General features: G+C 73.3%; 10 protein-coding genes. 4 read left to right on the forward strand and 6 right to left on the reverse strand.

Annotation, left to right across the window (positions count from 1 at the left end):
• On the reverse strand, positions 1–808 hold an 808-nt coding region (locus Q7W29_13905), incomplete at its 3' end, for a methylenetetrahydrofolate reductase (GenBank protein ID MDO9172915.1).
• A 102-nt stretch (positions 809–910) separates the two neighbouring features.
• Here Q7W29_13905 and metH point away from each other — a divergent pair.
• The 3 genes from metH to Q7W29_13920 all read left to right on the forward strand — a co-directional run bounded on the left by metH (position 911) and on the right by Q7W29_13920 (position 6138).
• Positions 911–4315 carry a methionine synthase gene (gene metH, locus Q7W29_13910; GenBank protein ID MDO9172916.1) on the forward strand — a complete coding sequence of 1135 codons (3405 nt, stop codon included), beginning with the start codon at positions 911–913 and terminating at the stop codon, positions 4313–4315.
• Positions 4316–4326: 11 nt separating this feature from the next.
• Positions 4327–5805, forward strand: coding sequence for a M20/M25/M40 family metallo-hydrolase (locus Q7W29_13915; protein ID MDO9172917.1), 1479 nt, complete (start codon positions 4327–4329; stop codon positions 5803–5805).
• A 99-nt stretch (positions 5806–5904) separates the two neighbouring features.
• A complete protein-coding gene (locus Q7W29_13920) occupies positions 5905–6138 on the forward strand; it encodes a hypothetical protein (GenBank protein MDO9172918.1) in 234 nt (77 codons plus the stop codon).
• Between the two features lie 6 nt (positions 6139–6144).
• Here Q7W29_13920 and Q7W29_13925 read toward each other — a convergent pair whose 3' ends face one another.
• Genes Q7W29_13925 through Q7W29_13945 form a run of 5 tightly spaced genes read right to left on the reverse strand, consistent with a single transcriptional unit; the run spans position 6145 to position 12184 of the window.
• Complete coding sequence (locus Q7W29_13925; GenBank protein ID MDO9172919.1) at positions 6145–7749, reverse strand: mechanosensitive ion channel family protein; 1605 nt, start codon at positions 7747–7749, stop codon at positions 6145–6147.
• A gap of 41 nt (positions 7750–7790) precedes the next feature.
• Complete coding sequence (locus tag Q7W29_13930; GenBank protein MDO9172920.1) at positions 7791–8624, reverse strand: MBL fold metallo-hydrolase; 834 nt, start codon at positions 8622–8624, stop codon at positions 7791–7793.
• 15 nt (positions 8625–8639) lie between these two features.
• Complete coding sequence (locus Q7W29_13935) at positions 8640–10811, reverse strand: adenylate/guanylate cyclase domain-containing protein (GenBank protein ID MDO9172921.1); 2172 nt, start codon at positions 10809–10811, stop codon at positions 8640–8642.
• 3 nt (positions 10812–10814) lie between these two features.
• Positions 10815–11723, reverse strand: coding sequence for a M48 family metallopeptidase (locus Q7W29_13940; GenBank protein ID MDO9172922.1), 909 nt, complete (start codon positions 11721–11723; stop codon positions 10815–10817).
• On the reverse strand, positions 11720–12184 hold the full coding sequence (locus tag Q7W29_13945; GenBank protein MDO9172923.1) for an SH3 domain-containing protein: 465 nt from the start codon (positions 12182–12184) through the stop codon (positions 11720–11722). The genes Q7W29_13940 and Q7W29_13945 overlap by 4 nt, the downstream gene beginning before the upstream one ends.
• A gap of 239 nt (positions 12185–12423) precedes the next feature.
• Between Q7W29_13945 and Q7W29_13950 the strand changes: the two genes are divergently transcribed.
• A partial coding sequence (locus tag Q7W29_13950) for a sugar-binding protein (protein ID MDO9172924.1) occupies positions 12424–14247 on the forward strand: 1824 nt, incomplete at its 3' end.

Consider the following 14247-nt stretch of genomic DNA (forward strand, 5'->3'; position numbering starts at 1 on the left):
CGGCGCCGCGCGCGTGCTGCACGGCGTCGATGAGCGCGTCGGGCAGGTCGACGTGGAAGTGGCGGGGGATGTTCGTGAGCAGGCCCTTGCGGCCGACCACCTTCAGCCCGGGGATGATCGGCACGCCGATGCCCGCCGCGCGGCAGCGCGACACGAAGTCGAAGTAGGCGGCGTTGTCGAAGAACATCTGGGTGATGACGTAGCCCGCGCCGGCGTCGACCTTGGCCTTGAGGTGCTGCAGGTCGTAGGCCGCGCTCGGCGCCTCGAAGTGCTTCTCGGGGTAGCCGGCCACCCCGACGCAGAAGTCCGTGGGCGAGGCGCCGGTCATGCGGTGCAGGTAGCGGCCGGCGTTCATCTCCGTCACCTGGCGCACGATGTCCAGGGCGTGCTCGTTGCGGGCGCCGGGGCGCACGGCCCGCCAGTCGGTCTGGTCGCCGCGGACGGCCAGCAGGTTGCGGATCCCCAGGAACGACAGCTCGATCAGGGCGTCCTCGGTCTCCTCGCAGGTGAAGCCGTGGCAGAGCAGGTGGGGGACCGTCTCGATGTCGTGGCGCCACTTGATGGCCGCGCACAGGCCCAGCGTGCCGGGGCGCTTGCGGGTGATGTGCCGGTTGAAGGTGCCGTCGGGCCCCTCCTCGAACCAGCTGTCGGCGGCGTGGTTGGTCACGTCGACGAACAGGGGGCGGTAGGGTTTCAGCAGCTCGACGGCCCGGTGCACGTCCTCGATGCCGGCGCCGCGCTCCGGCGGCGTCAGTTCGAAGCTGAAGAAGGGGTCGCGGCGGGTGGCGAGCGCTTCGGCTATGTTCATGGGCCCCGATCCTGGTTAACATGTGGAGTCGACCGGGGGGATGATAGCAGAGCGCGGCCGCGGCCGCACCCCGGGCCGGCATCAAACACGGGAGTAGGGCGGATGGGCTACCTGAAATCGCTGCGCGAGCGCGTGCTCGTCTTCGACGGGGGCATGGGCACCGGCATCCAGTTCCGGGCGCCGGACCCCGACGATTTCCAGGGCCACGACGGCTGCAACGAGTGGCTCAGCCTGACGCGCCCCGACCTGATCGCCGACATCCACGACTCCTTCCTGGCCGCCGGCTGCGACGCGGTCGAGACCAACACCTTCGGCGCCTTCTCCGTCGTGCTCGACGAGTACGGCCTGGGCGCCGAGACCCGCCGCCTGGCCGAGGCCGCCGCCCGCATCGCGCGCCGCGTCGCCAACGACCACGCCGCGCCGGGCCGCCCGCGCTTCGTCGCCGGCTCGATCGGCCCCGGCACGAAGCTGCCCAGCCTCGGCCACATCGGCTTCGATGACCTCGCCGCCGCCTACGAACCCCTGGTCGACGGCCTGATCGCGGGCGGCTGCGACCTGTTGCTGGTGGAAACCTGCCAGGACCTGCTGCAGCTGCGCGCCGCCCTGGACGCCGTGCGACGGGTCAGCGCTCGCCGCCGCGTCCGCCTGCCGGTCGGCGTGCAGATCACCGTCGAGACCACCGGCACCATGTTGCTGGGCACCGACACCCTGGCCGCGCTGGCCGCCCTGCTGCCCCTGCGCCCCGACACGATCGGCCTGAACTGCGCCACCGGCCCCGACGCCATGCGCGACCACGTGCGCACGCTCTGCCGCCACAGCCCGGTGCCGGTGAGCGTGCTGCCCAACGCCGGCCTGCCCCGCAACGACGACGGCCGCATGGTCTACGACCTGACGCCGGAGCACTTCACCGACACGCTGGTGCGGTTCGTCGAGGAGTTCGGCGTCGGCGTCGTCGGCGGCTGCTGCGGCACCGAGCCGCGCCACTTGGCCGCCCTGATCGCTCGGCTGGGAGGACGGGCCGCGCCGCGCCGCGACGTCGAGCCGCTGGAGGCCCTGTCGAGCCTCTACCAGGCCGTGCCGATGGCGCAGTCGCCGCGCCCCCTGCTGATCGGCGAGCGCACCAACGCCAACGGCTCGAAGGCCTTCCGCGAGCGGCAGGCCGCCGGCGACGTCGAGGGCCTCGTGGCGATGGCGCGCGCGCAGCAGGACGAGGGGGCCCACGTCCTGGACGTCTGCCTCGCCTTCGTGGGGCGCGACGAGGCCGCCGACGTCGCGGCCCTGATGCCGCGCTTGAACGTCGAGGCGCAGATCCCGGTGATGATCGACTCGACCGAGCCGCCGGCCATCGAGGCCGCCCTGAAGCGCCTGGGCGGGCGCTGCATCGTCAACTCCATCAACCTCGAGGACGGCGAGCGCCGCGCGCGGGACGTGCTCGAGCTGTGCCGCCGCTTCGGCGCCGCGGTCGTCGCCCTGTGCATCGACGAGCAGGGCATGGCCCGCGAACCGGCGCGCAAGCTGGCCGTCGCCCGCCGCCTGACGGCGCTGGCGGCGGAGTACGGGCTCGGCCCGCAGGACATGCTCATCGACCCGCTGACCTTCACCCTCGGCAGCGGCGACGAGGACTCGCGGCGCAGCGCCCTGGACACGCTCAAGGGCCTGCGGCTGATCAAGGGCGGCATCCCCGGCGCCCGCACGCTGCTGGGCGTGAGCAACGTCAGCTTCGGCCTGCAGCCCCGCGTGCGGCGCGTGCTCACCTCGGCCTTCCTGCGCCGCGCCCTGGACGCGGGCCTCGACGCCGCCATCCTGCACGCCGGCAAGGTCCTGGGCGCCGACGACGTGCCGGCCGCCCTCTGGGACGCCTGCGGCCGGCTCATCGACGACGACCGCGCCGCCGGCGACCCGCTCGAGGTCCTGCTGGCCAGCGACGGCGTCGCGCCGGAAGCCGCCCCTTCCGAGGACCTGCCGGTGGAGCAGCGCCTGCACCGCCGCATCGTGTCCGGCCGGCCCCAGGGGCTGGAGGCGGACCTGGACGAGGCGCTGACCACTCGCGAGCCGCTGGCGATCATCAACGACCTGCTGCTGCCGGCCATGCAGGAGGTCGGCGACCTGTTCGGCTCGGGCCGCCTGCAGCTGCCCTTCGTGCTGCGCAGCGCCGAGACGATGAAGGCGGCCGTGCGCCACCTCGAGCCGCACATGTCGCGCAGCGCCGACGCGAGCCGCGGCCGCTTCGTGATCGCGACCGTCAAGGGCGACGTCCACGACATCGGCAAGAACCTCGTGGACATCATCCTGACCAACAACGGCTACACGGTCGACAACCTGGGCATCAAGGTCCCCGTCGAGCAGCTGATCGAGGCGGTGCGGCGCGACCGGCCCGCCGCGGTGGGGATGAGCGGCCTGCTGGTGAAGTCGACCCTGGTCATGCGCGACAACCTCGACGCCTTCAACGAGGCCGGGCTCGACCTGCCGGTGATCCTGGGCGGCGCGGCCCTGACGCGGCTCTACGTGGAGCGCGACCTGCGCCGGCTCTACAAGGGTCCCGTCTACTACGCCCGCGACGCCTTCGACGGCCTGCGCCTGGTCGGCGCCATCAGCCGCGGCGAGGCGCCGCCGGCGCCGGTGCGCGAGGACGTTGCAGCGGACGATGATGGGAACTCGGACGCCCTCGCGATCGTGTCGCCCGGCCCTGGTTCGCCGCTCGCTCCCGTCGCGCGCCTCCCGCAGCCGCCCTTCTGGGGCACGCGCGTCACGACCGGCTTCGACCTCGAGGAGGTCTGGACGCTGCTGAACCGCGCCGCCCTGGTCAAGGGCCGCTGGGGCTACACGCGGGCCGGCCTGGACGCGGCGGGCTACGCCGCCCTGCAGCGCGAGGAGATCGAACCGGCCCTCGCACGCTTGCGCCTGGACGCGTTGCAGAACGGCTGGCTGCAGCCGGCCGCGATCCACGGCTGGTTTCCCTGCGCGTCCGAAGGAGACGACCTGTTGGTCTGGGCGGCTCCCGACGACGCGCAGCCGCGCTGGCGCTTCTCCTTCCCGCGCCAGGCCGCGACGCCGGGCCGCTGCCTGACCGACTACGTGCGGCCGCTCGGCCCGGAGCGCGACGTGCTGGGCGTGATGGTCGTGACCGTGGGCGAGGCGGCCACCGAGCGCTGCCGCGCCCTGCTGCAGGCCGACGACTACCGCGAGTACCTGCTCGCCCACGGCTTCGCCGTCGAGACCGCCGAGGCCCTGGCCGAGTTCCAGCACCGCGCCCTGCGCCGCGAGCTGGGCGTCGACGGGGACGACGCCGCCGATCCCGCCGACCTGGTCAAGGGCCGCTACCGCGGCCGGCGCTTCAGCTTCGGCTACCCGGCCTGCCCCGACCTGGAGCACCAGCGCCTGCTGCGGGAGATGCTGGACTGGGAGCGCATCGGCATCCGCCTGAGCGAGGAATGCCAACTGGAACCCGAGCAGAGCACCAGCGCGCTGGTCTTCCACCACCCCGGCGCCGAATACTTCTCGATCTGAAGGGACGCACCATGAGAGCCCTCGCCCCGCTGCTGATCCTGCTCGCCGCCGGCGTCGCCGGCGCCCACGAAGCCGACCCCGGCGCCGCGTCGATCACGCAGGAAGGACTGATGGCCGACGTGCGCGCGCTGTGCGCGCCGGAGCTGGGCGGCCGCCTGCCGGGCACGGCCGGCTACGACGAGGCGATGCGCTACTGCAGCGACCGGTTCGCCGCCCTGGGTCTGGAGGCGGGCGGCGACGACGGCTGGTCGCAGCGCCTGACGATGGAGCTGAACCAGATCCGCAGCTGCGAGCTGACGCTGGTCGGCGCCGACGGCGTCGCCGAACCGCTCGCCCTCGGCAGCGACTTCGCCTGCCGCGGGTTCACCGGCAGCGGCGTCGCGGACGCGCCCGTGGCCTTCGTCGGCTACGGCCTGTCGCTGCCCGGGCGGGGCCACGACGACTACGCCGGCCTGGACGTGCGCGGCAAGATCGTGCTGGCGATCAAGCCGGCGCCCAAGTGGGAGCCGGCCGACGGCGAGGGCTGGGGCGACGTCCACCTGCCGCGGCCCAAGTCGCGCGCGGCGCGCGACCACGGCGCGGTGGGCCTGCTGCTGATCCCGCACCCGGTGGCCACACGGCCGCAGCCCGCGATCGCCAGCGTCCTGCACGGTCCCGGCGAGCAGGTGGGCGACCTGCCGCAGGCCGAGCTGACCGCGGCGGCGGCGGCGCGCCTGTGCGCCGGCGGGCTCCTCGAACTGGCCGGCCTGGTCGCGGCCGTGGACGAGGCGAAGGCGCCGGCTTCGCGCGAGCTGCCGGGCCGCGCCCGCCTCGCGGTCGACGCCGCGTACGACCCGGCCGCCCCGACGGCGAACGTGGTCGGCATCCTGCCCGGCACGGATCCGGAGCTGCGCGACGAGTGCCTGGTGATCGGCGGCCACCTCGACCACGTGGGTCGCCAGGGCGAGGTCATCTGGCCCGGCGCCAACGACAACGCGTCGGGGGCCGCGTCCGTCCTCGCGCTGGCCCGCGCGTTCGCCGAGGGCGGCGTGCTGCCGCGGCGCACGGTGGTGTTCGTCCTGTTCGCGGGGGAGGAGCAGGGGCTGAACGGCGCGCGCTGGTTCGTGACGCACCCGGCGCGGCCGTTCGAACGCACGATCGCCATGATGAACCTGGACTGCGTGGCCCACGGCGACAGCATCCAGCTCGGCGGCGGCGGCTCGCAACCGGTCCTCTGGGGCCTGGCCCGCGGCCTGGACGCCGCGCAGGCCCGCCTCTCGACGTCGCGCACCTGGCCCGGCGGCGGCGCCGACGCCGAGCCCTTCCACGAAGCGGGCGTCCCGACGCTCTACTTCGCGTCCACGCCCAGCTACACGCACCTGCACCAGGCGACCGACACGCCCGAGACGCTGAACCCGTTGCTGCACGCGGAACTGACCCGCCTGGCCTACCGCACTGCTGTTGAAATTGTGCAGGGGCGGTACGTTGGGGAGGGCGAAACGAGCCGTTGAGGTGCAATAATCGGTCGACGCGGGGTCGAACCGTGCTAGTCTGCGCATGGGGGAGAATATCAGATCGGAAATACCCTATTTTCGCCTGAGGGGACCACGATGGCCGTGAAAGTCACGCCCGCCACCATTGCCAAGACGACCCACTGCGATCGAGGGCACGCCTGCGTCAAGGCAGACGCAGAGTACCTGTGCCCGATCGAGGAACTCGTGGGCGGCGAAGTCGTCTTCGTCACCTACGTGCCGCAGGTCACCTGCACCTACCGCAGTTCCTTCGGCGAGGGATACGTCTGCAACTGCCCGGTCCGTCGCGAGGCCTGCGGCCGCCAGCACTGATCCCGCTCAGCGCCCGATCATCGCCAGCAAGCGGCGCAGGATGCCGTGGTGCTCGTCCACCGCGTCGGCCGCCGCGTCGTGCTCCTGCGACAGGCGGTCGAGCGTGGCGAGGTTCTGCGCGGCGCGCGACGCGGCCAGGGTCGCCAGCGCCTCGGGGATCTCGTCGCGCAGCGAGAGCATCGCCCTGAACGCGGCGAGGTCGAACTCCAGCAGCTCGGCGCTCTCGCTCACCGTGACGGTGGCCGACCTCGGCGCGCCGGTCATCAGGCTCATCTCGCCGACCACCGCTCCCGGTCCGAGCACGAACTCGGCCGCGACGTCCGCGTCCTTCACGACGCGCACGGCGAGTTGGCCGCGCACCACCACGTGGAAGGTGTCGCCCGGCTCGCCCTGGACGAAGACGGTCTCGCCGCGCGTGTACGGCAGCCGGCGCAGCAGGGGCGCGACGCGCGCGAGGGCGTCGCGGTCCAGCAGCGGCCCGCCGTCGGCGCCCACCACGAGCTTGGTGCAGAGGTCGCTGCCGAGCAGGTCGTCGAGGCGGACCGAGAGTTCGCGGTCCTCGGGTTCGAGGCGGCGCTGGTGGTTGACCACGGTCATGAAGTCGTTCAGCAGCTTGTCGCTCATCGGGAAGGGGATCTCGATGCCGCGGCGCTTGAACTGGTACCAGATCATCCGGTTCACGTCGCCGTCGATGAGCGAGTGCTTGTAGAACTGGGTCGTCCAGAAGTCGAGCCGGTAGTTGATGCCGAAGTCCAGGAAGCCGGTGATCATCGCCGCGGGCGCCGGGTTCGGCCGCACCTCCGGCACGTTGCGGGCCGCGGCCAGCAGGGCCTCGAGCACGTTGTCGGGATCGTCGCCGTAGCTGGCGCCCACGTTGACCGAGTGCCGGCGCACCGGGTTGGGCTGTTCCATGTTGTGGATCAGCGCCTCGGCCACCTTGGCGTTGGGCACGGTGATGTAGTGGCCGGCGCGGGTGCGGACCTGGGTCTCGCGCCAGTTGGTGCCCACGACGTGGCCTTCGAGGTCGCCGATGCTGATCCACTGGCCGGTGCGGAACGAGCCGACCAGGTGCAGCGACATGCCGGCCAGCAGGTTGCCCAGCACGCCCTGCAGCGCGAAGCCGACCACCGCGGTCAGCAGGGCGGTCGAGGCCAGCAGCGGCGCGATGTCGATGCCCATCTGCAGCTTCATCACCGCGAAGCCGACGGCCAGCACGAACAGGGCCCGGATGATGTCCAGCAGCAGGTCGGGGATCGGGAAGACGCGCCGGCGCAGGGCGTAGGCCTGCACGGCCAGGCCCTCGATCAGCTCGACGGCGAGCACGCCCAGCCAGAACATCCGCCAGGCGTCGAGGTGCTGCGGGCGCGCCCGCAGCCAGGCCGCCGCCTCGGGCATGGAGTCCAGCAGCATCAGGACGGCCTGGGTGACCAGCAGCACGGCCACCGGGCGCGAGGCGCAGCCGCCCAGGCTGCGCAGCAGGTGCAGCAGCGCGGAGCCGGAGCCGCGCTCGCGACGCTTGCCGCGGCGCAGGCGCGAGGTCAGGACCGAAGCCAGGCCGTAGATGGTGAGCATGGCCAGGACTTCGACGACGATCCAGGTGGAGTCGCTCACGGTTCGCCTTTCCCCCGGGGAGACGCCCCCGGTGCGTGGAGTCAGAGCTCGAGGACCTGCCCCTGCCGCGCCGCGGCGGCGCCCGGCAGCAAACCAGCCAGCGCCGCTTCGACGGCGGCCATCGCCGCGTCGTCGCGCTCGGGCGAGTGGTGGGTCGTCAGCAGGCGGCCCACGCCGCCGGTCCGCGCCGCCGCCGCGCACTCGCCGAGGCTGCTGTGGCCCCAGCCGCGACGCGCGGTGATCTCGCCCTCGGTGAACTGGCCGTCCATGACCAGCGCGTCCGCCGGTCGCGGCTCGCGGCAGAGCCGCGCGAAGGCGCGGCGGCCGGCGTCGTCCCAGGCCCCCCACTCGAGGTCCGTCGCGAACACGAACGACCCGCCGCCCTCCTCGTCCAGCCGGTACGCCGCGCAGCCGCCCGGATGCGGGACGGCGAGGTGGCGGACGGCCAGGCCGCCCCAGGCGAAGGGGACGTCGGACGCCGGCTCCCCGGGCAGCGTGTGGAACGACACCGACGCGCCGACCGCGTCGAGGTCCAGCGGCCACAGCGGCGGCGACAGCAGCCGGCGCACGGCCGCCTCCGCCGGCACGAAGCCCGGCGCCGCCACCGTCAGGCGGCGGCCCGGCTCGTAGAGCGGGCCCCACGAGGGCAGGCCCTGCAGGTGGTCGTGGTGGACGTGGGTCAGCAGCAGCAGCAGCTCGCCGCCGGCCGTGGGCAGCCCCTCCGCGGCGGCGGTGATGCCGGTGCCGGCGTCGATGAACAGGGGCGGCCCCGCGCGGGGCTCCACCAGCAAACAGGTCGTGTCGCCGCCGTAGCGCGCGAAGGCGGGCGCGGTGCGCGGCCACGAGCCCCGCACGCCGGCGAATCGGATCCTCATCGCACCTCCCGGCGCCTACTTGCTGGTCAGGTTCCAGACGCCGTCGAACGGCTCGCCGCCCGCCGCCGCCTCGCCGCAGCGCTCGGCATAGAGCCGGGCGACGGGATCGTCGGGCAGCGCGGCAAAAGCTGCGGCGGCGCCCTGCATGTCGCCGGCGCGGCAGAGCGCCAGGGCGGCGTGGTACGCGTCGGCACTGCCGTCGCCGGTCCCCGTCGCCGGTCCCAGCAACTCGAAGACGGCCACCGGCTCGCGGCGGCCGACCACGCGCACCGCGCCGAGGTCGCGCACGGCGATCGTAGCGCCGGCGGCGGCGCGGGTCACGCCCGAGATCATCGTCGCGGTGCCGAAGGCCTTGTTCGCGCCTTCCAGGCGCGAGGCCAGGTTGGCCGCGTCGCCGAGCACGGTGTAGTTGAAGCGCTGCCGCGAGCCCATGTTGCCGACGACCACCGGTCCGGTGTGCAGGCCGACGCGCATGCGCATTTCGTGGCCGGTGCGCGCGCGGTACTCCTCGCGCCGGGCGGCCAGTTGCTGCTGGCAGCGCCAGGCGGCGTGGCAGGCGCGCGCGGCGTGGTCGGGCACCTCCAGCGGCGCGTTCCAGAAGGCGATGATGGCGTCGCCCTCGTACTTGTCCAGGGTGCCGCCCTCCTCGAGCACGATGTCGGTCATGTCCGTCAGGAAGTCGTTGAGCAGCTCGGTCAGGGCCACCGGGTCCAGGGACTCGCTGATGGAGGTGAAGCCCGCCAGGTCCGAGAACATGATCGTCAGCTCGCGCCGCTCGCCGCCCAGGCGCAGCTGGCCGGGGTCGGCGATGAGCCTTTCGACGACGTGCGGGCTGAGGTAGTGGCGGAAGGCCTGCTTCAGGAAGCGGCGCTGCCGGCCTTCGGTGGCGTAGTTCCAGACCAGGCCGCCGGCCAGCGCGGCCGCCGCGGCGACCCCCGCCGGCACCACCGGGAACCACCAGCCCAGCGCGTAGCCGCCGACCCCGAGCAGGGGCGGCAGCGGGAACGTCGCCACGATGACGAGCAGCCCGTGCCAGGCCTTGTGGCCCGCCAGCACCAGCGCCGCCGCGACGACCGACAGCAGCGCGATCGCCGGCCAGGACGCGGCCGCCGGCGCGTCGCGCAGGAACCCGTCGCCGCGCAGGTCGTCCAGCACGGCGGCGTGCAGCGCCACGCCGGGCGCGACCCGGCTCAGCGGCATCGGGCGCAGGTCGAGCAGGCCGGGGGCGCTGTAGCCGAACAGCACGTCGCAGCCGCGCAGCGACTCCGGGTCGACCACCGGTTCGCCGCCTTCGAGCAGGCGCAGCTCCGACTGGATGATCGCGGCGGCGCTGAAGGTCTCGTGGACGTCCACCGGCCCGGCGAAGCGCAGCAGCGCGCGGCCCTCGGCGTCCAGGGGCACGACGCGGTCGCCGACCAGCAGCCGGCCCGGTTCCAGCTTCAGCGCGGCGCCCCGGCCCTCGCCCATCAGGTAAACCGCCAGCCCGAGCGACGGCACCGGCCGGCCGTCGAGCAGGCGCAGCGGGCGCGCGCGCCGGTACACGCCGTCGGGGTCGGGCACGTCGGCGACGTTGGCCAGCGCGCCCCCGGCCGCGGCGGCCTCGGCGACCGGGACCGTGGCGACGCCGGAGGCCAGCGCCCGCCGCAGGTCCGCCGTCGCCGGATCGTCGAGCCCGGCGCAGGTCCAGTCGTCGTCGCCGGGTCCCCAGCCGGTTTGGTCCACCTTGCCGGTCTGGTCCACGTTGCCGGTCTGGTCCACGCCGCCGCTCGCGACGTCCCCGTCGCCCTGCGCGAGGAAGACCGCGCCGACGAAGCCGGGCGCGCGCGCCGCGGCGGCGCCCAGGGCCGCGTCGTCCTCGACCCCGTAGACCGAGGGTTCGGTGAACAGCACGTCGAAGGCCACGGTGCGCGCGCCGCCGCGGGCGCAGAAATCGAGGAGCGGGGCGTAGACCTCGCGCGGCCAGGGCCACGCCCAGCCGTTCTCCCGGCTGCCCCAATCCAGGCTGGCCTGGTCGAGCAGGATGAGCTTGACGGTCGGGGTGGCGGCCGAGGGGGCGGCCGCGGCGCGGACGCGCCAGGACCAGGCGGCGCGCTCCCATCCGTCCAGCACGCCGACGGACCAGAGCGCCGCCGCCAGCGCGGCGGCGCCCAGGCCGATCAGCAGGGCCGGACGCAGGCGTCGGCCCATGGGTCAGACGTCGCCGACGGCGCGCGTGAAGCGGGCCCGTCGCGCCGCGGGATCGACCACCACGGGCTTGTTCGCCAGCGACGGGTCGAGCGCCCCGATGCGGTCCTGCGGCGAGGGGTGCGTCTTGCCGAAGCCGGGGCCGCCCGGCTTCACGCTCTCGCCCATCTGCACGAGCATCATGACCAGCGCGCGCGGGTCGTAGCCCACGCGCCCGAGGATCGCGACCGCCGCCTCGTCGGCCTCCTTCTCCAGGCCGCGGGCGTAGCCGCTGTTCACGAGCGTCTGGGTGACGTCCATGATGCTGCCCTCGAAGTCCGCGGTGAGCTGCTTGAGGTCCTCGTCGCCCAGGTTGCGGGCCGCCTCGACCGAGAGGACGGCCAGGGCCGAGGTCAGCCGGCTCTTCTTGATGGCGCGCAGCCCGTGCTTGCCCTGCACGTGGCCGATCTCGTGGGCCAGCACCGCGGCCAGGGCGTCCTCGCTCCCGCAGCAGCGCACCAGCCCGCGGGTCACCAGCACCAGGCCGCCCGGGGCGGCGAAGGCGTTGACCTCGTCGCTGTCCAGCAGCAGGAAGTGGTAGCCGCCGAAGGTCTGCGGGCGGTCCGAGGCCATGGCCAGCGCCTGGCCCAGTTCGTTCAAGTAGGCGTTCGCGGCCGGCTCGTCGGCCGCCGGGTAGGTCTGCAGGATGGTCGCCGCGACGGCGCGGCCGATGTAGTGCTCCTGCTCCGGCGTGATGTCGGCGAAGGACTTCTCCAGCGCCTCGGCGGAGCGGTTGATGGAGGTGGCCTGCTCCTCGGTGATGGCGCCGGAGCCCTGGCCGATCTGCGTGCCGAGCTTGGTCACCGACGCGCAGCCGGCGATCAGCGCGGCGAGCAGCAGCAGGGCGGCGGGGGCGGACAGGTTGCGCTTTTTCACTGCGCACCTCCCTTCGCGACGACTTCGCCGGCGGCGAGGAAGGCCACGGCCTGCTCGGGCGTGACGACCATCGCCTCCATGCGGTCCACCCAGGCGTAGTCGGCCTCGGCGTTCTGCGCCTTGTACTCGCCCTCGACCTGCTCGTTGAAGCCCTTGCCGGCCAGGGCGATCTCGTCGCCGCCGGCGCCGGCGGCCACGTCGGCGTCGCCGGACTTCAGGACCACGCGCTTGGTCGTCAGGGCCGACTCGTGGATCCAGCCGGTGCGGCCGCGCGCGTCCTTGACGCTGTACCAGGCGCCCTGCTTCTGGACCACCGTCAGCCGGTCGCCGTAGGCGACGGCGGCGGCCACCTTGCCCAGGTGGGAGGGGGTCGCCCGGAGCTGCCCCGTCCTGACTTGCACGCTCATCTGCTGCACGGCCGCCCAGGCCACGGCCCCGACGACCAGGATCGCGGCCAGCATCAGGCCTCGTCGCATCGTCCGCATCGCACCCACCTCGTTCTTACGGGACGCCGGCGCGCGATGTGCGCGCCGCGCGCGATCGTACCACCGAACCCCCGTCGCGCCAACGCCCAACGCGCCAACACTCAACAGGCCATGGTCTTCCCGCGGGTGGGGCCGCAACAACCCGCCCGCGGGCGCGTAGGAAGGCGCCGAACCGGGCTCCCGCGCCCCAGCCCCACGCCAAAGAAGGTCGGACCATGCGCCAGACGATCCCGCTCGCCGCCCTGCTGCTGTGCACCTCCCTGGGAACCGTCGCGGCCGCGGAGCAGGCGGCCTTCGTCCCGGTCTACCACCCCCAGCTCGAGACGAGCCGCGCCGCCGGCCCCATCGTGATCGACGGCGCGCTCGACGATCCGGGCTGGCAGGGGATCCCGCGCGCGGAGAACTTCGCCGAACACAACCCCGGCGACCAGGTGCGCCCGCCGGTCGACACCCACGCCATGGTCACCTACGACGACGACCACCTCTACATCGCCTACGTCTGCCGCGACGACCCGGCGCAGGTGCGCGCCGGCCTCAGCGAGCGCGACAACATCTGGAGCGACGACTACGTCATCACGGCCATCGACACCTACGCCGACCAGACCTGGGCCTACGAGATCGCCTGCAACCCGCTGGGCGTCCAGGGCGACCTGCTCTGGTCGGTCAACGGCGGCGAGGACATGAGCTACAACATGGTCTTCGCCAGCGCCGGCAAGGTCACCGACGAGGGCTGGCAGGTGGAGCTGGCCATCCCCTGGTCGAGCCTGCGCTTCCCGGACCGGGACGAGCAGGTCTGGCGCATCGACTTCTGGCGCAACCACCCGCGCGCGGTGCGCGGCCAGTACTCCTGGGCGGCCTACGACCGCAACGAGAGCAGCTGGCCCTCGCAGTGGGGCACGATGCGCGGCATCCGCGGCGTCGAGCCCGGCAAGGGCATCGAGCTGCTGCCGTCGCAGGTGTTCACGCAGGCCGGCTCGCGCCGGGGCGACGGCTTCGACAACGGCCCGGTCCTGGGCCAGGCCTCGCTCGGCGCGCGCGCCAACCTCTCCTCCAGCTTCACGGTCGAGGGCACGGTCAACCCCGACTTCAGCCAGATCGAGTCCGACGCCGCCCAGATCGACGTCAACACCACGCTGGCCCTGTTCTACCCCGAGCGGCGGCCCTTCTTCCAGGAGGGCAGCGACCTGTTCAACACCTTCTTCAACGCCGTCTACACCCGCACCATCAACGACCCGCTGTTCGCGGCCAAGGTCACCGGCCGGCCCGGCAGCACGAGCGTCGCCTACCTGGTCGCGCGCGACGAGGTCTCGCCCTTCACGCTGCCGTTCGAGGACGTCAGCGCCTTCGCCGCCGGCGGCCGCAGCACCTCGAACATCCTGCGCGTCCAGCAGGCCTTCGGCGACGGCGCCAGCGTCGGCCTGCTGGTCACCGACCGCCGCATCGACGGCGGCGGCGCGGGCACCCTGGGCGGCATCGACGGCCGCGTGCGCTTCACGCCCTCGCTGCGGTTCGAGTGGCAGGCGCTGGCCTCGCGCACCGAGGAGCCGGACGACCCGGCCCTGACCGCGGGCCTCGAGGGCCTGACCTTCGACCGCGGCGCCCGCACCGCCGTCTTCGACGGCGAGACCTTCGACGGGCTGGGCGTCTACTCCAGCCTCGAGTACAACGATCGCCTCTGGAACTTCGACGTCGAGTACTCGTCCTACAGCCCCACCTTCCGCGCCGACAACGGTTTCATCCCCCGCAACGACCGCCGCGAGGCGGTCGCGTCGGCCTCGCGCGTCTTCCGTTACGAGGACTCGCGGCTGCTGGAGTGGATCCAGCCCAACGTCAACGCGGGCCGTGTCTGGAACATGGCCGACGCGCGCAAGGACGAGTGGATCTGGGGGGGCGTCGGCGCGCGCGTGCGGCAGTCGCAGCTCTTCTGCCAGCTCTCGCACATGAAGAGCAACGAGCTCTTCGGCGGGATCTGGTTCGACGGCATCGACGCCACGGAATTCGAGCTGCAGGCCGTCCCCTCCAGCGCGTTGCAGGGGGGC

It is taken from the genome of bacterium (assembly GCA_030654305.1).
Classification (GTDB): Bacteria; Krumholzibacteriota; Krumholzibacteriia; order LZORAL124-64-63; family LZORAL124-64-63; genus PNOJ01.

What these genes read in the sequence shown, in the direction of transcription:
- metH (MDO9172916.1), top strand. Translation starts at nt 911, where the DNA reads ATGGGCTACCTGAAATCGCTGCGCGAGCGCGTGCTCGTCTTCGACGGG.
- Q7W29_13915 (MDO9172917.1), top strand. Translation starts at nt 4,327, where the DNA reads ATGAGAGCCCTCGCCCCGCTGCTGATCCTGCTCGCCGCCGGCGTCGCC.
- Q7W29_13920 (MDO9172918.1), top strand. Translation starts at nt 5,905, where the DNA reads ATGGCCGTGAAAGTCACGCCCGCCACCATTGCCAAGACGACCCACTGC.
- Q7W29_13930 (MDO9172920.1), bottom strand. Translation starts at nt 8,624, where the DNA reads ATGAGGATCCGATTCGCCGGCGTGCGGGGCTCGTGGCCGCGCACCGCG.
- Q7W29_13935 (MDO9172921.1), bottom strand. Translation starts at nt 10,811, where the DNA reads ATGGGCCGACGCCTGCGTCCGGCCCTGCTGATCGGCCTGGGCGCCGCC.
- Q7W29_13945 (MDO9172923.1), bottom strand. Translation starts at nt 12,184, where the DNA reads ATGCTGGCCGCGATCCTGGTCGTCGGGGCCGTGGCCTGGGCGGCCGTG.